General features: G+C 72.0%; 16 protein-coding genes and 2 tRNA genes. 14 read left to right on the forward strand and 4 right to left on the reverse strand.

Annotated features, from left to right (window positions below; translation table 11 throughout):
• Position 1 precedes the first annotated feature (1 nt).
• From ACZ5GP_RS19865 to ACZ5GP_RS19875, 3 genes are all read left to right on the forward strand, one after another.
• Positions 2–1294 (forward strand): glutamate-5-semialdehyde dehydrogenase, encoded by a 1293-nt coding sequence (locus ACZ5GP_RS19865; protein ID WP_358910427.1) that lies wholly within the window; start codon positions 2–4, stop codon positions 1292–1294.
• Positions 1295–1360: 66 nt separating this feature from the next.
• Positions 1361–1972, forward strand: a complete 612-nt coding sequence (locus tag ACZ5GP_RS19870) for an SCO2584 family spore wall biosynthesis protein (RefSeq protein ID WP_468752080.1) — start codon at positions 1361–1363, stop codon at positions 1970–1972.
• A gap of 66 nt (positions 1973–2038) precedes the next feature.
• Positions 2039–3103: an SCO2583 family membrane protein gene (locus tag ACZ5GP_RS19875; protein ID WP_468752081.1), complete on the forward strand. Its 1065-nt coding sequence runs from the start codon at positions 2039–2041 to the stop codon at positions 3101–3103.
• Positions 3104–3123: 20 nt separating this feature from the next.
• Here the strand turns inward: ACZ5GP_RS19875 and ACZ5GP_RS19880 are convergent, their stop codons facing one another.
• Positions 3124–4212, reverse strand: a complete 1089-nt coding sequence (locus ACZ5GP_RS19880) for a M48 family metallopeptidase (protein WP_468752082.1) — start codon at positions 4210–4212, stop codon at positions 3124–3126.
• Between the two features lie 100 nt (positions 4213–4312).
• Between ACZ5GP_RS19880 and ACZ5GP_RS19885 the strand changes: the two genes are divergently transcribed.
• The 9 genes from ACZ5GP_RS19885 to ACZ5GP_RS19925 all read left to right on the forward strand — a co-directional run bounded on the left by ACZ5GP_RS19885 (position 4313) and on the right by ACZ5GP_RS19925 (position 9265).
• Positions 4313–4540 carry a hypothetical protein gene (locus tag ACZ5GP_RS19885; protein WP_468752168.1) on the forward strand — a complete coding sequence of 76 codons (228 nt, stop codon included), beginning with the start codon at positions 4313–4315 and terminating at the stop codon, positions 4538–4540.
• An 86-nt stretch (positions 4541–4626) separates the two neighbouring features.
• Positions 4627–4791 carry a hypothetical protein gene (locus ACZ5GP_RS19890; RefSeq protein ID WP_358586761.1) on the forward strand — a complete coding sequence of 55 codons (165 nt, stop codon included), beginning with the start codon at positions 4627–4629 and terminating at the stop codon, positions 4789–4791.
• Between the two features lie 73 nt (positions 4792–4864).
• Entirely contained in the window at positions 4865–5515 is a 651-nt protein-coding gene (nadD, locus tag ACZ5GP_RS19895) for a nicotinate-nucleotide adenylyltransferase (protein WP_468752083.1), read from the forward strand.
• 19 nt (positions 5516–5534) lie between these two features.
• Positions 5535–7268 (forward strand): LCP family protein, encoded by a 1734-nt coding sequence (locus tag ACZ5GP_RS19900; RefSeq protein ID WP_468752084.1) that lies wholly within the window; start codon positions 5535–5537, stop codon positions 7266–7268.
• A 99-nt stretch (positions 7269–7367) separates the two neighbouring features.
• Positions 7368–7811 (forward strand): ribosome silencing factor, encoded by a 444-nt coding sequence (gene rsfS, locus ACZ5GP_RS19905; RefSeq protein ID WP_468752085.1) that lies wholly within the window; start codon positions 7368–7370, stop codon positions 7809–7811.
• Positions 7808–8449 carry a histidine phosphatase family protein gene (locus ACZ5GP_RS19910; protein ID WP_468752086.1) on the forward strand — a complete coding sequence of 214 codons (642 nt, stop codon included), beginning with the start codon at positions 7808–7810 and terminating at the stop codon, positions 8447–8449. The genes rsfS and ACZ5GP_RS19910 overlap by 4 nt, the downstream gene beginning before the upstream one ends.
• A 141-nt stretch (positions 8450–8590) precedes the next feature.
• Positions 8591–8663 (forward strand) — tRNA-Ala (locus tag ACZ5GP_RS19915).
• A 182-nt stretch (positions 8664–8845) separates the two neighbouring features.
• Positions 8846–9028, forward strand: coding sequence for a hypothetical protein (locus ACZ5GP_RS19920; protein WP_358586770.1), 183 nt, complete (start codon positions 8846–8848; stop codon positions 9026–9028).
• Between the two features lie 3 nt (positions 9029–9031).
• Positions 9032–9265 carry a hypothetical protein gene (locus tag ACZ5GP_RS19925; RefSeq protein ID WP_358586772.1) on the forward strand — a complete coding sequence of 78 codons (234 nt, stop codon included), beginning with the start codon at positions 9032–9034 and terminating at the stop codon, positions 9263–9265.
• Here ACZ5GP_RS19925 and ACZ5GP_RS19930 read toward each other — a convergent pair.
• Positions 9234–10463, reverse strand: a complete 1230-nt coding sequence (locus ACZ5GP_RS19930) for a glycosyltransferase 87 family protein (protein WP_468752087.1) — start codon at positions 10461–10463, stop codon at positions 9234–9236. The genes ACZ5GP_RS19925 and ACZ5GP_RS19930 overlap by 32 nt on opposite strands.
• A gap of 122 nt (positions 10464–10585) precedes the next feature.
• Here ACZ5GP_RS19930 and ACZ5GP_RS19935 point away from each other — a divergent pair.
• Positions 10586–10658, forward strand: a tRNA-Ala gene (locus ACZ5GP_RS19935).
• A gap of 67 nt (positions 10659–10725) precedes the next feature.
• On the opposite strand, the gene ACZ5GP_RS19940 is transcribed toward ACZ5GP_RS19935, so the two are convergent.
• On the reverse strand, positions 10726–12315 hold the full coding sequence (locus tag ACZ5GP_RS19940) for an NADH-ubiquinone oxidoreductase-F iron-sulfur binding region domain-containing protein (protein ID WP_468752088.1): 1590 nt from the start codon (positions 12313–12315) through the stop codon (positions 10726–10728).
• Positions 12312–13358, reverse strand: coding sequence for a hypothetical protein (locus tag ACZ5GP_RS19945; RefSeq protein ID WP_468752089.1), 1047 nt, complete (start codon positions 13356–13358; stop codon positions 12312–12314). The genes ACZ5GP_RS19940 and ACZ5GP_RS19945 overlap by 4 nt, the downstream gene beginning before the upstream one ends.
• 418 nt (positions 13359–13776) lie before the next feature.
• On the opposite strand from ACZ5GP_RS19945, the gene leuS reads away from it, so the two are divergent.
• Positions 13777–16677: a leucine--tRNA ligase gene (gene leuS / locus ACZ5GP_RS19950; RefSeq protein WP_468752090.1), complete on the forward strand. Its 2901-nt coding sequence runs from the start codon at positions 13777–13779 to the stop codon at positions 16675–16677.
• The last annotated feature ends 115 nt before the right edge of the window (positions 16678–16792 follow it).

Consider the following 16792-nt stretch of genomic DNA (forward strand, 5'->3'; position numbering starts at 1 on the left):
CATGACGTCGCTCTCTCCCGTCTCGCCCTACGACAACCTCTCCCCGGTCGCGCGGGCCGCCTACCGCGCCCGCGGCGCCGCCGCCACGCTGGCGCCGCTCCCGCGCGCCACCAAGGACGACGCGCTGCTCGCCATCGCCGACGCCGTGGAGGTGCGGACCGCCGAGATCGTCGAGGCCAACGCCAAGGACGTCGCGCGCGCCCGCGAGGCCGGGACCGACGAGGCGATCGTCGACCGGCTCACCCTCACCCCCGAGCGGGTCCGCGCCATCGCCGCCGACGTGCGGGACGTGGCCGCCCTGCCCGACCCGGTCGGCGAGGTCGTCCGCGGCTCCACGCTCCCCAACGGCATCGACCTGCGCCAGGTCCGCGTCCCCCTCGGTGTCGTCGGGATCATCTACGAGGCCCGCCCGAACGTCACCGTGGACGCCGCCGTCCTGTGCCTGAAGTCCGGCAACGCCGTGCTCCTGCGGGGCTCGTCATCGGCGTACGAGTCGAACACCGCGCTGGTGCGCGTCCTGCGCGACGCGGTGCACGGCGCCGGCCTGCCCGCCGACGCCGTCCAGCTGGTGCCCGGCGAAAGCCGCGACTCCGTACGGGAGTTGATGCGCGCCCGCGGCCTCGTGGACGTGCTCATCCCGCGCGGCGGCGCCTCGCTCATCAAGACCGTCGTCGAGGAGTCCACCGTCCCGGTCATCGAGACCGGCACCGGCAACTGCCACGTCTACGTGGACGCGGCGGCCGACATCGACATGGCCGTCGACATCCTGATCAACTCCAAGGCGCAGCGCCCCAGCGTCTGCAACGCCGCCGAGACGCTGCTGGTGCACAAGGACATCGCCGACGCGTTCCTGCCGCGCGCCCTGGACGCCCTCGCGGAGGCCGGCGTCACCGTCCACGCCGACGAGCGCGTCCTCGCGTACGGCGACGCGACGAAGGCCACCGTCGTGCCCGCGACCACCGAGGACTGGGAGACCGAGTACCTCTCGTACGACATCGCGGCCGCCGTCGTGGACACCCTGGAGCAGGCCGTCGAGCACATCCGGCTGTGGACCTCGGGACACACCGAGGCCATCGTCACCACCTCCCAGCAGGCGGCGCGCCGCTTCACGCAGCTCGTGGACTCCACGACGGTCGCCGTCAACGCCTCGACGCGCTTCACCGACGGCGGGCAGTTCGGCTTCGGCGCCGAGATCGGCATCTCCACGCAGAAGCTGCACGCGCGCGGCCCCATGGGACTGCCCGAGCTGACCTCCACCAAGTACATCGTGACGGGCGACGGCCACGTGCGGTGAGATCCGCGCACGCCGAATTCCCTTGTGCCCTGCCCAAATTGCCCCTTCCAGGTCTAGGCTGGAAGGGTGCCGGAGGACGTGGGGGGCACGCCGTCGTTCCCTGACGGCCGGGAGCCCGACGACGACCGCGACCGCGGGGGCGCGGACGAAGAGTTCGCCTCCGTGGTCTTCGACGAGGACTTCGTCCGGGCCGCCGCGATCCATGAACCGTCGGCGGTGGAGCGGCTGTTGTCCGCCGCCCAGGCGCGCGCCGAGGCCTCCGAGGCCGAAGCGCGCCGGGGCCGCCCCCGCGGCCCGGGCCACGACACGGCGGACGACGACTTCTACGACGACGTCCTCGGCCCCCACGACGGCACCGAGTACGGCCTCGACGACTTCGACGAAGCCCACGACCCCGACGGTTACGGCCGCCCCGGCCGCCACCCGGCCCGCTGGCACCGCCCCGTCGCCTGGGTGCTCGCCCTCCTGCTGGGCGTCGGCATGGTCGCCCTGGCCTTCGCCGCGGTCTACCGGGGAGCCTCCTCGGACCGCCAGGAGCACGTGCCCGCCCCCGCCTCCACCGAAAGGGGGCGGACCACCGACAGCACCGACACCGCCGACAAGCAGCTGGCCCCGACCTCCTCGACCCCGGCGGAATTCGGCCGTCCGGCCGTTCCGGCGGAGCCCCGCACCCCGTGAGGCCGGGGCGGAACCCGACGTGCGGTGGGGCGTTTACCCGGCCGTCCGCCGACCTACTCTGAAGGTATGGGCGGGCCAGGAGACCCACCAGCCGGAGCCCCCGAGGGCGCTCCCGGCGGCGGTGAGGACGAGTACGGCTCGGTCGTCTTCGACGAGTCGTTCGTACGGGCTGCGCGCCTGCGGGAGTTCTCCGCGCAGGAGCGCATGGGCGACCACACGCGCGCCGTGCGCCGCACCCCGGTGCTCCACCGCGGCCTGTCCCGGCAGGCCGCCCTCCTCGTCGTCCTGATCGCCCTGGCCTTCGGCACCGCAATCTTCATGGGCATCCGTCACCCCTACCAGAGCCCCGCGCCCAAGCGCTCCGAGTCGCTGCGGATGACCGTGATCCCGCTCGCCCCGCAGGGCCGCGTGCCCGGCTCCACGAAGGTCGCCGAGCTGTACGCGCACAGCCCCGCCGGGCGCCTGCGGGCGGGCGCGGGCGGCATCGAGCTGCCCGACGCGCACCGCACCGCGCACTTCTCGGACAGCCAGGTGACGGCCGCCCTGACCATCACCAAGGACTACCTGGTCGCATCCTCGCTCGACCCCGCCACGCTCACCGGCGGCTCACCGCGCTCCGTGCGGATGCTCCTCGACCCACAGCAGTTCGGGCAATTCGACCAGAGCTTCACCCGGCCGGCCGCCGACGGGCGGCACGCCCCGACCGGCTGGCTGGTGCGGTTCGACCCGACGAGGACCGCGCTCGCCGACCAGCAGGTCAGGGTCCGGGGCACGCTGCGGCTCGCCGAGACGGACCGCGACACCCTGGAGGTGAGCGCGGACCACACCTTCGTCTACGCGCTGCGGCCCCTCGGCACGGGTGGGGCCAAGGCGTCCCTGTTCACCGTCCGCCGTGAGCTGCGCTTCCGCTTCGACCGCGACGACCTGCGGGCGCACCGGGCCGAGCTGGTCGCCTCCACCACCCAGGCCGGGCCGCTCACCTGCGCGGCCGACTCGGCGAACCATCTGCGGCCGCTGCTCGCCGGGGAGCGGGCGAAGGCGGGCGGCCCGGCCGGCACCGACCCGTACGCCACTGGGCGGGCGACGGCGCTGTGCGGCTCACTGGCGGCCGCCGCCCAGCCCTCGCTCTGACGGGCCCGTGGGCCGGCGCCTTACTTGTCCGGCGAGGGGCGGTCGGTGTCCTGGCCGCCCTGCCCCGTGAACTTCCCGCGCAGCTTGCCGCCCAGGTCGCCCGCGCCGCCCGCGAGGTCGCTGACCAGCTTCATCAGCGGGTCCTTGCTGGTGCGCACGTCGTCCGCGTACGCGGATGCCGACTGCCGGAAGGAGTCGGAGACCGAGGTGTCCTTGTCCTCGTCGCGGCGCGGGTAGTGCCCGTCCATGATCCGCTGGAAGTCGCGGGACTCGGCCCACTTCTTCAGCTCGGCGGCGCGCACCGTGGCGAACGGGTGCGTGCGCGGCAGGACGTTCAGGATCTTCAGGACCGAATCGCGCAGGTCGCCCCCGGCCTCGTACTCCTCGGCCTGCTCCAGGAACGCGTCCACGTTCATCTCGTGCAGGTGGTTGCCGCCCGCGAGCTTCATCAGACCGCGCATGGAGGCCTTGATGTCCTGGCCGACCAGCAGCCCGGCGCGGTCGGCGGACAGCTCCGACTTGCGGAACCACTCCCGCAGCGCCGTCACGATCGCCATGACCGCGACATTGCCCAGCGGGATCCACGCGACCTTCAGCGCGAGGTTGGTCAGGAACAGCAGGACCGTGCGGTACACCGAATGGCCGGAGAGGGCGTGCCCCACCTCGTGGCCGACGACCGCCCGCATCTCCTCCTCGTCCAGCAGCTCCACGAGGCCGGTGGTCACGACGATGATCGGCTCGTCCAGGCCGATGCACATCGCGTTGGGGTTGGGGTCCTGGTTGACGTACATCGGCGGGACCTTCTCCAGGTCCAGGATGTAACAGGCGTCCCGCAGCATGGTGTTGAGGTGCGCGAACTGCGCGTCCGAGACCCGCACGGAGTCCGAGAGGAACAGCAGCCGCAGGCTCCGCTCGGGCAGCAGAGCGCTGAGCGTCTTGAAGACCGTGTCGAAACCGCTGAGCCTGCGCAGGGCCACCAGGGCCGAGCGGTCCGCCGGATGCTCGTAGGCCCGCGAGGAGATGCCGGGGAAACGCCTGCGCTGCCGGCTCGGCACGCGTTCGTGGCCCTCGCCGTGCGCGTCGGTGTCGCGGTGGTTGCCGTCGGTCATGCCGATTCCCCCATGTCTGGTCCTCCTCATGCCCCCGAGGTGGGGCCCAGCCTAGGCGGAGATACCGTGACAGGGCAGCGCACAGAAGGAGTCTTCCGTCATGGAGCACAACGCCGGGGCAGCCTGGTTCACGGAGGCGGCCAAGGCCGCGGAGCAGCAGGGAGCCGGCAATCTGCTGCGGATCGTGCTGATCGTCATGGTCGTCGGGTGCGTCCTCGTGGGGTGGTTCCTGCTGCGCGGGTACCGCCGGGGCGGGGACGAGGGCGAGCAGGGCCATCGGGGCGACGGGCGGGGCCCGCGAGACGGCGGCGACGGCCGCGAGAGCTGAGTCGGCGTGAGCCGGAGCCGGGCCCCCGCATACGATGGCCCGGAAGTCCTTATGTCCATCCCACCCCCGGATAGGTCCTGCCTGAGATGAGCCTCCACAGCACCGCCGCCCAGCTGGTCACTCTCGCCTCCGAGGGCGGCGAGCACGGTGGCAACCACGAAAGCCTCAGCCCCCTCCTGACCGGTGGCGGCGCGTTCGCCGCCCTCCTGCTGCTCCTGTGGATCACCACGCGCTTCAACCGGGACCGCTAGAGACCGCCGGGACCGCCGGGAACCGGCGGGACCGGAGCGGGGCCCCTCGGCCGGGCCGGTAGGGTCTGCACGCATGGGAGAGCAGGACATGCCTACCGGTCCGGAGAACTTTCCGGGGACCGGTCCGGTGAGCAACGGCAAGCGTCGCCTCGGCGTCATGGGCGGCACGTTCGACCCGATCCACCACGGACACCTCGTGGCGGCCAGTGAGGTCGCCGCGCAGTTCCACCTGGACGAGGTGGTGTTCGTGCCGACCGGGCAGCCGTGGCAGAAGAGCGACAAGCTGGTGTCCCCGGCCGAGGACCGTTACCTGATGACGGTCATCGCGACCGCGGAGAACCCGCAGTTCTCGGTGAGCCGCATCGACATCGACCGCGGCGGGGCGACGTACACCACGGACACCCTGCGGGACCTGCGGGCCCTCAACCCCCAGACGGACCTGTTCTTCATCACGGGCGCCGACGCCCTCGGCCAGATCCTCACCTGGCGGGACACGGAAGAGCTGTTCTCCCTCGCGCACTTCATCGGTGTGACCCGGCCCGGCCACACCCTGGCCGACCCCGGCCTCCCCAAGGGCGGTGTCTCCCTGGTGGAGGTGCCGGCCCTGGCCATCTCGTCCACGGACTGCCGCGCGCGGGTCGCCAAGGGCGATCCTGTCTGGTACCTGGTGCCGGACGGTGTGGTGCGTTACATCGACAAGCGCGAGCTGTACCGCGGCGAATGAGCCGAGAGGGGCACCACCGGTGAACGACCGACAGTACGACCCTTATGCGGGCGGCGACCCGTATGCGGGCGAGTACGTGGGTGCGTACACGGCCGACCAGTCGGGGGTCGATCAGTACGGGGTCGACCAGTACGGGGTCGACCAGTACGGGGCTGACCAGTACGAGGTCGTCGGGTACGACGAGTACGGGCAGCCGGTGTATCAGCTGGTGCGTCAGCCGCAGGGGCAGCAGCCCCAGGTGCCTCAGCAGTCTCAAGCGCCCAAGCAGTACCAGGCGCCTCAGCAGCCGCAGGTGCCCCAGCAGTACCCGGGGTACGGGTACGACCCGTACGCCGGTGAGCAGCAGCAGGCGTACGACGCGCAGGCCCCCGCCGCGACCTCGTACGACAACACCGCCTGGGTCCCTCAGCAGCAGCAACCGCAGGCCCCGCAGGACCTTCAGCCCGAACCGGTGGCGGCACCGGAGCCGGAGCCGCGGGCGGCGTCGCGACCGGACTACAAGACCGAGCAGTTCTCGTTCATCGAGGAGCCCGACGAGGACTCCGAAGACGTCATCGACTGGCTGAAGTTCACCGAGAGCCGCACCGAGCGGCGCGAGGAGGCCAAGCGGCGCGGACGCTCCCGCGTCGTCACGCTCGCCGTGGTCCTCGCCCTGGTCGTCGCCGGCGGCGTCGGCTACCTCTGGTTCGCGGGCATGCTGCCGGGCCAGTCGGGCGGCGAGGACGGCGCCGCGGGCGCGGGCGGACCGCAGAAGCGCGACGTGATCGTCCTCCATCTGCACAACACCAAGGCGGGCGGCACCTCCACCGCGCTCCTGGTGGACAACGCCACCACCGGCCGGGGCGCCACCGTCCTGCTCCCGAACTCCCTGTCCGTCTCGGACGACAACGGCAGCGCCACGACGCTCGGCAAGTCCGTCGAGGACGACGGCTCGACGGGCACCAGGGAGGCCATCGACACGGTCCTCGGCACCGAGGTCGAGGGCACCTGGCGCCTGGACACCCCGTATCTGGACAACCTCGTGGAGCTCGTCGGCAACATCGACGTCGACACGGACACCGACGTGCCCGACCCGAAGGCCGGGAAGGGCGAGGCGCCCCTGGTGAAGAAGGGCGAGCGGCAGACCCTGAGCGGGCCGATGGCCGTCGCGTACGCCACCTACCGCGCGTCCGGCGAGAGCGAGAGCGCGCAGCTCGCCCGCTTCGGCCAGGTCATGCAGGGCGTCCTGCGCAAGCTCTCCTCCGACCCGCAGGCGGCCACGACCACCGTGGAGTCGCTCACCCAGATCCTCGACCCCTCGCTGAAGGAGAAGGACCTCGGCGCCTTCCTCGCCAAGCTCGCCGACCGAGCGAAGGGCGGCGACTACAAGACGACGCTGCTCCCCGTACGGGCGGACGGCACCCTCGCCGACCAGGCCGGCGACCGGGTGGTCAAGGACATCCTCGGCGGCGCGGTGAAGAGCCCGGAGCAGGGCGCCGCCCTCCGCGTCGCCGTCACGAACGCCTCCGGCGCCAAGGGCGCGGCGCAGGAGGCCCGGATCTCCCTGGTCAACGGCGGCTACACCTTCGTCGACGGCGGCGCGGGCTCCGCCCGGTCCGCGTCCCAGGTCACCTACGCCGACGAGGCGAGGAAGGCGCAGGCCACCGAGGTCGCCAAGACCCTCGGCCTGCCCACCGGCGCCGTCCGCAAGGGCCGCACCACGGCGAACGCCGACGTCTCCGTGATCCTCGGACAGGACTACGCGACGAGGTGAGAGCGCGGGTCGCGGAGGCGGTGACGCAATCGTCTGGGGCGCGGGCGGCGGTCCGTGAGACCCTGGGGGTGTCTTGACCATCTGAAGGAAAGCTCACCAGTGACCGCCACGGACCGCTCCATCGAGCTCATCAACGTCGCCGCCCAGGCGGCTGCCGACAAGCTCGCGCACGACATCATCGCGTACGACGTCAGCGACGTGCTCTCCATCACGGACGCCTTCCTGCTCGCCTCCGCGCCCAACGACCGCCAGGTCAAGTCGATCGTCGACGAGATCGAGGAGCAGCTGAACAAGCAGCTCGGCACCAAGCCGGTCCGCCGTGAGGGCGACCGCGACGCCCGCTGGATCCTCCTGGACTACGTCGACATCGTCGTGCACGTCCAGCACAGCGAGGAGCGCGTCTTCTACGCGCTCGAGCGCCTGTGGAAGGACTGCCCCGAGATCGATCTGCCCGAGGAGGCGAAGGCGACCCGCGGCAAGGGCGCCGAGCACGCCGAGCAGCAGCGGGCCGAGGAGGCTGACCTGGACGGTGAGCTTCGGTGAACAACCGCGGCTGCCGGATCATCCTGTGGCGGCACGGCCAGACGGCCTGGAACCTTGAGCGCCGCTTCCAGGGCACCACGGACATCGAGCTGACCGACACGGGTGTCCACCAGGCCAGGCGCGCCGCCCGGCTGCTCGCCTCCTTGAAGCCGGACGCGATCATCGCGTCCGACCTCAAGCGGGCGGCGGCCACCGCGAGCGAGCTGGCCGCCGTCACCGGCCTCCCCGTCACGTACGAGGAGGGCCTGCGGGAGACGTACGCCGGTGCGTGGCAGGGCCTGACGCACGACGAGATCATCGCCCGCTTCGGCGAGCAGTACGCCGCGTGGAAGCGCGGCGAGTCGGTGCGCCGGGGCGGCGGCGAGCTGGAGACCGAGGTCGCCGACCGTGCCGCGCCCGTCGTGCTGGGCCACGCGGACAAGCTGCCCGACAACGGCACGCTGGTCGTGGTCAGCCACGGCGGCACCATCCGCACCACGATCGGTCGCCTCCTCGGTCTGGAGTCCCTCCACTGGGAAGGGCTCGGGGGGCTCTCCAACTGCTGCTGGTCGGTCCTCGGCCAAGGTGCGCGCGGTTGGCGCCTGCTCGAGCACAACGCCGGCACGCTGCCGGAGCCGGTGCTCGGCGACGACGACTGAGCGCCCGCGGACCGCTCGGCCGCCCGGTCGGGCGGGCACCGGACCCGGATTTCACATTCCGGCTGGTCGCAGGCTAAAGTTCTTCTTGTTCGGCCCGCAGAGCGGGCCGGGACACCACGCGGCTCGATCCGCGTGGGGCAAGGGGCTATAGCTCAGTTGGTAGAGCGCCTGCATGGCATGCAGGAGGTCAGGAGTTCAATTCTCCTTAGCTCCACAGTTTTGAAATCCCGTCCCCGTCAGGGGGCGGGATTTTCTGTTGTGCCGCCACGCGCTCGCCGACCTCTCGGCAGTGGCGCCGTGTCCGGACTGGTACGAAGGCGTCGCTGACCGGCCCGCTCGGAGCGTGGCAGAATCAAACGGCCGGAAGGGGACGCAGCCCGAGGGAGGGAGAGCGCGATGCCTGCGAGCATCCTCGAAGAGGTCGACCGCCTCTTCGACGCGGCGGCGACACGAGGCCGTGCCGCGCTCCGAACGCTCCTCAAGTGTCCTTCCTGCGGCTCGGCCCACGTCGCCCAAGTACTCGGTGACAACGGCGGGGTCAGTTACGTCTGTACCGCCTGCGGCCACAGCTGGAGCTGATCGATGGGTGCACACAGGCGGAAATGCGACTGGTGCGGCAGTGGCACACCGATCGTCCGCGACATGGAGCCGGTCAACGCCGAGTACCAGTACTGGTGCGAGGAATGCGCCCGCGCGCTGATCATAAAAGGCGACCCCATCGAGACCTACCGGGAGCTCGAAGGGGAGCCGATCTACGGCCGGTTGCTCGACGAGCACTGCACCCTCAAGCGGTTCTACTCGTTCGCCACCGCGTGACCTCGGCCAGCAGAAACCCCAAAGCGGTCACTCCGTAGAGGGCGGACAGCGTCATCTGGCCATAATTCTGGCCGAGTTCGAGGCGCCCGGCTCCGTGCGGCACCCACCACAGGGCGTACGAGCAGAAGACCAGTAAGACGGCTCCGGCGGCCGTCCAGCGGACCCGGCCGCCCCGGCGGGCCGCCTCGGTCCCCAGGAGCAGCACCATCGGCACGCACCACACCCAGTGGTGCGACCACGACACCGGGCTCACCAGGAGCGCCGTCGCCGCGCAGGACAGCGTGGCCCGGGCCCGCTCCCCGCGCAGCGCGGCGGCCACCGCGACGCCGAGGCCGAGCGCACCGCACGCCGCCGCCGACACCAGCCACCAGGCGCCGGGCTCGGTGGTGTGCAGGAGCCGCGCGAGGACACCCCGCAGCGACTGGTTGGCGGTGTCCTCCACGAGGCCGACCCGGCCCGCCTCGAAGACCATCCGGGTCCAGAACCGCCACGAGTCGTGGGGCAGGACGACCCCCGCGAGGAGTGTCGCACCGGCGAACGAGACGGCCGCCACGCCCGCGTGCCGTACCGGGGACCGCCATCCGCCGTGCCGCAGCGCCTGGGCGGCACCGGTCAGCAGCAGGAACACCGCGAAGAGGCCGGGGGTGAGCTTGACCGCCGTGGCGATGCCGATGCCCGCCCCCGCCCAGCGGTGCCCGGGCCGCCGGGACAGGTCCCACAGGACGAGGACGGCGAGCAGCAGATTGACCTGTCCGTAGCGCAGCGTCGTCCACACGGGCTCGCACCAGACGGCGGCCGCCGACACCCACAGGGCGCTCTCCGCGCGTACGTGCTCCACGCGCGCGTGGCCGCCCTCCTCGACGAGCCGCAGGGACAGGACGACGAACGCCCACAGGAGGAACAGGTTGCCCAGGGTCGCCAGGGCGCGCATGTCCGGGATCTCCAGGAGGGTCAGCGGCGTGAACAGGAGCGCCGCGAACGGCGGGTAGGTGGTCGGCAGATGGGCTTCGGTGGTGCGCAGCGCGTAGAGGTCGCCGCCCGCGCGCGCCGTCTCGCCCTCGGCGCGGTAGACCATGAGGTCGATCATCGAGACGTCGGCGGCGCGCTGCGCGAGCCAGAAGGCCGTGAAGGAGAACAGGCAGGCCCCGGCGGCCAGGGGTACGCGGCGGCGGGTGGCGGCGAACGCGATCACGGTCACGCAGGCTGACAGTACCGGCCTTATCGGGCGGTATCGGTCCAGACCGGAAGCGATTTGGTGGAGCACGGGGATGACCGTGTAATGTTGGCGGAGCCGCCGGGGAAACCGGGCGGACACAGCAAGGGGCTATAGCTCAGTTGGTAGAGCGCCTGCATGGCATGCAGGAGGTCAGGAGTTCAATTCTCCTTAGCTCCACAGCAGATGAGAGTGGGCCACCCGGATCGGGTGGCCCACTTCTCGTTTCCGGCGGTTTCTCCGCCGCTCACTGCCGTCCGCTGCCGAGCGCCCGGCGGCCCCGGCCGGGCGGAAGCGCGGCGGGCGGGGAGGGCCGGGCGGGGGGCGCCGCCTTCGGGTCCTCCTCGATGCGCAGGGCGAGCGCCGGGCAGCGGCGCACCGCGCGCGAGGCACGTGCTTCGGAGTAGCGCGGTACGGAGGCCTCCGCCACGGAGGGGAAGCCGTCCGGGCCCAGCTGGATCAGCTCCGGGACGATGTCCGCGCACAGCCCGTGCCCCTCGCACAGGGTCCAGTCGACGGCCAGCTTGCGCCCGCTGGGCGCCTTGACCGGCGGAGCCTCGGCCTGGAGCGGCAGGACGCCCTCGACGGGGCGGCCGCAGCCGTCCCCCAGGACATGTGCCGCGAGGTCGTCCGTGAAGGCCGCGATCGTGGACTCCAGGAAGGCCGCGGAGCCGTCGGGGTGCTTGCACGCGCCGCGCCGCTTCACGGCCCGGGTCACCTCGCGCAGCGCCTCCAGGGCGGTCGGCCCGCCCCCCTGGAGCACGTCCGCGAGGCCGCGGGCCGCCGCGGGCAGGCCGAGGTAGCAGGGACCGCACTGCCCGGCGCTCTCCCCGGCCAGCCAGTGGGCGACCCGCAGGGACTCGCCGAGCGGGCAGGTGCCCTCACCGATCGGCAGGATCGCGCCCGCCCCCAGCGTCCCGCCGCAGGCCTCCAGGCCGGCGCGCGAGACGACCGCGTCGTGCGCGGCGACACTGTCGAGCCACTTGCCGTGATAGCCGCCCGTCAGCACTCCCTGGGGGAGCGGCGGGGCGCCGGCGAGCTGGAGGACGTACCGCAGGGGCACTCCCGTGGGGACCTCCACGACCATCGGCCGGGCGACCGCTCCGGAGAGGGTCAGCAGGACCGTGCCGGGCTCCTCGCGCAGCCCGGTGCGGCAGTAGCGGTCGGCGCCGATCCGCGCGGCCACCGCGAGCTGCGCGAAGGTCTCCGCGTTGGAGAGCAGCGTGGGCGCGCCGCCGACCCCGGAGTCGGACGTACGTACCTTGCGGCCGGGCGGCAGCGGGGGGCCGCCGTCGGCCGAGCGGACGAGGGCGGAGGACTCTCCGGTGACCATGCGCACCGGATTGCGCTGCACCCGCGCGCGCAGGGCCGAGCCGCGCCGGTTGCCGAGGCCGCGCTCGGCCAGGGCGGCGTGCATCGAGGCCTCGGTGGAGTCGCGGGTCACGCCGATGACGAGGGTGCGGGCGCCGAGGGCCTCCGCGGCGAGCAGGGCGCCGTCCAGGATGAGGTGCGGGGCGCGGTTGATCAGGACGGTGTCCTTGCGGCAGGCGGGTTCGTCCTCGCTGCCGTTGACGACCACCACGGGGCGCACTCCGCGACGTATCGCCGCCTCGGCGACGGCCCGCAGTTTCCGGGCGAACGGGAACCCGGCGCCGCCGCGGCCGCGCAGCGCGATGTGCTCGGCGAGGCGGGCGAGCGGTTCGCCCGCCATCGGCTCCAGGGGGCCGTGCACCTTCAGGTGCATGGTCAGGTCCAGGCGTTCGACCAGGTCGAAGCCCGAGGTGAGCAGGGGGAGGCCGACGACACGGACCTCGGGGACGTCGGGCAGCGCGTTCACGGGTGGCCTCCGGTGGCGGCGTTCCAGGGCTCGCCGGTGCTGGGGGCCTGATAGGGCCGGGGCAGCGGCTCGGTGGCGGGGCCGCTGTCGTGAACGGGGTCGTGGAGGGGCCGCCGCGCCGTGTCGTACGCGGGCTGCGGGGCGATGTACGGGGCTTGCGCGGGCGGCGGCGGGCACGGGGTGGGCCAGCGCTCCGCGGGTTCCGCGCGCGGTGGTGGGGGGCCGGCGGGGCGCGAAGGCTCGGTCAGCGCCCGGTAGGCCGCCCAGATGCCGGCGACAGGGCCGGGGGTGGGGGCGGCGCGCTCGGGGCTCGTGTCGGGGAGCGGCGGGAACAGGGGGCCCCGTACGGGAGGACGGTCCGGGGGCGGCGGGGTGCCGCGCTCCGGTTCGAGCAGGGCCAGGAGGCGGGCGGCGACCTCCCGCTTGACGGGCGGTGGTGCCGCGCGCAGGGCCACGGCCCCGGCGACGGCGACCAGGCACAAGCAGTACATGGTGATCACCCATGGCTTCGGCGGCCGGCCCGCGTACAGGCCGTGGACGAGCGCCGCGCACCAGGCGGGGTAGGCCAGCGTGTGCAGCGCACGCCAGCGCGAGGCGACCCGCGCGGGCGAGGCGAAGGCGCTGCGCAGGGCACCGGTGACCCCCGTGGCCACCATGAGCAGCCCCGCGAGGGAGCCGAGGCCGATGAGCCCGGCGCCGCCGGTGACGCCCAGTCCGAAGGGCACCAGGGCGCCGAGGAGCGGCACATGGTCCAGGGCGACCTTGACGGTGCCGTGGAGCAGCAGGAAGCCGACGGAGGCGACCGCCGTGGCCCGGTGCACGGCCTGGGCGAGCAGCCGCTGGCGCGAGCGCAGGAAGAGGCGGTCGGTGGCGACCAGGCCCCACACCACGGCCGCGGTGAGGGAGACCAGGCTGAGGACGCCGGTGGTGAAGTCCAGGGCGGCCCGGAAGCCGTCACTGCCCGCGAGGACGAGCAGGGGTATCAGCAGCAGTGCTCCGGCGCCGAGCAGACGGCTGCGGCGATGAGGGTGCGATGAGTTCATGGGGGCGGCTCCGAAAGGTTCGGTCCCGCCGCATGCTAAGTCGCTCCATACCGGTGGGTACGAGGTTTGAGTTATTGCGTTGTTATCAAAGGGTCATGTGCTCGTGGTGTTGCCCCGATACTGGGCGGTACGCGGAGTAACCATTGGCCAAAGGTCGCGGGAGCAGAGGTCCGGCACCCCGCCCGCGAGCCCGCGGCGCCCCCGCCCACGAGCTCGTCGCGGGCCGCAGGAGGGCTGCGGTACCCTGACGCCATGCGTGCTGTACGCCTTCTGCTTGGCGGGCCGCGCTGATCAGTCCCGACCGCCGGTGAATCGCGGTCGGCATCGGCGCGGCGTCCCCTCCTGTGCGAGGGGCATTTTTGTTTGACCCACACGGTCAATTCCGCAGGCAGAGACGATCGATGGAGCTTTGAGGATCATGAGCGAAACGAATTCTGCCGCCGCCTCCGAGGTGGCCGCGCCGCACCGCTACACGGCCGCTCTGGCCGCTGACATCGAGGCACGCTGGCAGGACTTCTGGGACGCCGAGGGCACCTACGAGGCGCCGAACCCGAGCGGTGAGCTGGCCGCGCGCGACGAGGCCGAGGCCGCTCTGGCGGCCAAGCCCAAGAAGTTCGTCATGGACATGTTCCCGTACCCGTCCGGAGCGGGCCTGCACGTCGGCCACCCCCTGGGGTACATCGCCACGGACGTCTTCGCCCGCTTCCAGCGCATGACCGGGCACAACGTCCTGCACACCCTCGGCTTCGACGCCTTCGGCCTGCCCGCCGAGCAGTACGCCGTGCAGACGGGCACCCACCCCCGGGTCTCCACCGAGGCCAACATCGAGAACATGAAGGCCCAGCTGCGTGCCCTGGGTCTGGGCCACGACAAGCGGCGTTCGTTCGCGACGATCGACCCGGACTACTACAAGTGGACCCAGTGGATCTTCGTCCAGATCTTCAACTCCTGGTACGACGCCGACGCCGGGAAGGCCCGTCCGATCGCCGACCTGGTCGCGCAGTTCGACAGCGGTGACCGCGCAGTTCCGGGCACCACGCGCGCGTGGAGCGAGCTGAACGCCGCCGAGCGCGCCGACGTACTGAGCCAGTACCGCCTGGCCTACGCCTCCGACGCGCCCGTCAACTGGTGCCCGGGCCTGGGCACCGTCCTGGCCAACGAGGAGGTCACCGCCGACGGCCGCTCCGAGCGCGGCAACTTCCCCGTCTTCAAGGCCAAGCTGCGCCAGTGGAACATGCGTATCACCGCGTACGCCGACCGCCTGCTGGACGACCTGGACGCGCTGGACTGGCCCGAGGCCATCAAGCTGCAGCAGCGCAACTGGATCGGCCGCTCCGAAGGCGCCCGCGTGAACTTCCCCGTGGGCACCGAGGGTGACGCCATCACCGTCTTCACCACCCGCCAGGACACCCTGTTCGGCGCGACCTACATGGTCCTGGCGCCCGAGCACGAGCTGGTCGACAAGGTCGTCCCCGCGGCCTGGCCCGAGGGCACCCACGAGGTGTGGACCGGCGGCCACGCCACACCGGCCGAGGCCGTCGCCAAGTACCGCGCCTTCGCGGCGTCCAAGTCCGACGTGGAGCGCCAGGCCGACGCCAAGGAGAAGACCGGCGTCTTCACCGGCGTCTACGCCACCAACCCGGTCAGCGGCGAGCAGGTCCCGGTCTTCATCGCCGACTACGTCCTGATGGGCTACGGCACCGGCGCGATCATGGCCGTCCCGGCGCACGACAGCCGTGACTTCGCCTTCGCGCGCGCCTTCCACCTGCCCATGCGCTGCGTGGTGGAGCCCTCGGACGGCCGCGGCACCGACACCACCGCCTGGGACGACGCCTTCTCCTCGTACGAGGCGAAGCTGATCAACTCCTCGAACGAGGAGGTCTCCCTGGACGGCCTGGACGTCACGGGCGCCAAGGCCCGCATCACCGGCTGGCTGGCCACCCGCGGCATCGGTGAGGGCACCGTCAACTTCCGGCTGCGCGACTGGCTGTTCAGTCGCCAGCGCTACTGGGGCGAGCCCTTCCCGATCGTCTACGACGAGGACGGCATCGCCCACTCGCTGCCCGAGTCGATGCTGCCCCTGGAGCTGCCGGAGGTCGACGACTACTCGCCGCGCACCTTCGACCCGGACGACGCGGACACCTCCCCGGAGACCCCGCTGTCCCGCAACGAGGACTGGGTCAACGTCACCCTGGACCTGGGCGACGGCCCCAAGAAGTACCGCCGCGAGACCAACACCATGCCCAACTGGGCCGGTTCGTGCTGGTACGAGCTGCGCTACCTGGACCCGGGCAACGACCGGCAGCTGGTCGACCCCGCCGTCGAGCAGTACTGGATGGGTCCGCGCGAGGGTCAGCCCACCGGTGGCGTCGACCTGTACGTGGGCGGCGCCGAACACGCCGTGCTGCACCTGCTGTACGCGCGTTTCTGGTCCAAGGTGCTGTTCGACCTGGGGCACATCTCCTCCGCCGAGCCCTTCCACAAGCTGTACAACCAGGGCATGATCCAGGCCTACGTCTACCGGGACAGCCGCGGCTTCCCGGTGCCGGCCGCCGAGGTCGAGGAGCGCGACGGACAGTTCTTCTTCGCGGGCGAGCAGGTCAAGCGCGAGCTGGGCAAGATGGGCAAGTCCCTGAAGAACGCCGTCACGCCGGACGAGATCTGCGCCGAGTACGGCGCGGACACCCTGCGGCTGTACGAGATGGCGATGGGCCCCCTGGACGTGTCGCGCCCCTGGGACACCCGCGCGGTCGTCGGCCAGTACCGCCTGCTGCAGCGCCTGTGGCGCCTGATCGTCGACGAGGCGACCGGTGAGGTCACCGTCGCGGACGTCGCCGAGACGGACATCGACGAGGCCACCCTGCGCGCCCTGCACAAGGCGATCGACGGAGTGCGCCAGGACCTGGACGGCATGCGGTTCAACACCGCCATCGCCAAGATCACCGAGCTGAACAACCACCTGACGAAGGCGGGCGGCGCGGTACCGAGGTCCGTCGCCGAGCGCCTGGTGCTGCTGATCGCGCCGCTGGCCCCGCACATCGCCGAGGAACTGTGGCGCAAGCTGGGCCACACCGACTCCGTCGTCCACCAGGACTTCCCGGTCGCCGACCCGGCGTACGTCGTGGACGAGTCCGTGACCTGCGTCGTGCAGATCAAGGGCAAGGTCAAGGCGCGCCTGGAGGTCTCCCCGTCGATCTCCGACGAGGAGCTGGAGAAGGTGGCCCTGGCCGACGAGAAGGTCGTCGCCGCGCTGGACGGCGCGGGCATCCGCAAGGTGATCGTGCGGGCGCCGAAGCTGGTGAACATCGTTCCCGCGTAACGCATGGGGGTCTTCCCTTACGGGCAGGTTGGGGGTTCCGATGGAACCTCCGACCTGCCTTCTCCGTTTACGGTGGAGGGACCGCCGCCGGAGCGGGCGGGACCGGACTCGGAGA

The sequence above is a fragment of the Streptomyces sp. NPDC031466 genome, from assembly GCF_055581265.1.

What these genes read in the sequence shown, in the direction of transcription:
- ACZ5GP_RS19865 (WP_358910427.1), top strand. Translation starts at nt 2, where the DNA reads ATGACGTCGCTCTCTCCCGTCTCGCCCTACGACAACCTCTCCCCGGTC.
- ACZ5GP_RS19880 (WP_468752082.1), bottom strand. Translation starts at nt 4,212, where the DNA reads ATGACCGACGGCAACCACCGCGACACCGACGCGCACGGCGAGGGCCAC.
- leuS (WP_468752090.1), top strand. Translation starts at nt 13,777, where the DNA reads ATGAGCGAAACGAATTCTGCCGCCGCCTCCGAGGTGGCCGCGCCGCAC.
- ACZ5GP_RS19945 (WP_468752089.1), bottom strand. Translation starts at nt 13,358, where the DNA reads ATGAACTCATCGCACCCTCATCGCCGCAGCCGTCTGCTCGGCGCCGGA.
- nadD (WP_468752083.1), top strand. Translation starts at nt 4,865, where the DNA reads ATGGGAGAGCAGGACATGCCTACCGGTCCGGAGAACTTTCCGGGGACC.
- ACZ5GP_RS19885 (WP_468752168.1), top strand. Translation starts at nt 4,313, where the DNA reads ATGGAGCACAACGCCGGGGCAGCCTGGTTCACGGAGGCGGCCAAGGCC.
- ACZ5GP_RS19920 (WP_358586770.1), top strand. Translation starts at nt 8,846, where the DNA reads ATGCCTGCGAGCATCCTCGAAGAGGTCGACCGCCTCTTCGACGCGGCG.
- ACZ5GP_RS19875 (WP_468752081.1), top strand. Translation starts at nt 2,039, where the DNA reads ATGGGCGGGCCAGGAGACCCACCAGCCGGAGCCCCCGAGGGCGCTCCC.
- ACZ5GP_RS19925 (WP_358586772.1), top strand. Translation starts at nt 9,032, where the DNA reads ATGGGTGCACACAGGCGGAAATGCGACTGGTGCGGCAGTGGCACACCG.
- ACZ5GP_RS19890 (WP_358586761.1), top strand. Translation starts at nt 4,627, where the DNA reads ATGAGCCTCCACAGCACCGCCGCCCAGCTGGTCACTCTCGCCTCCGAG.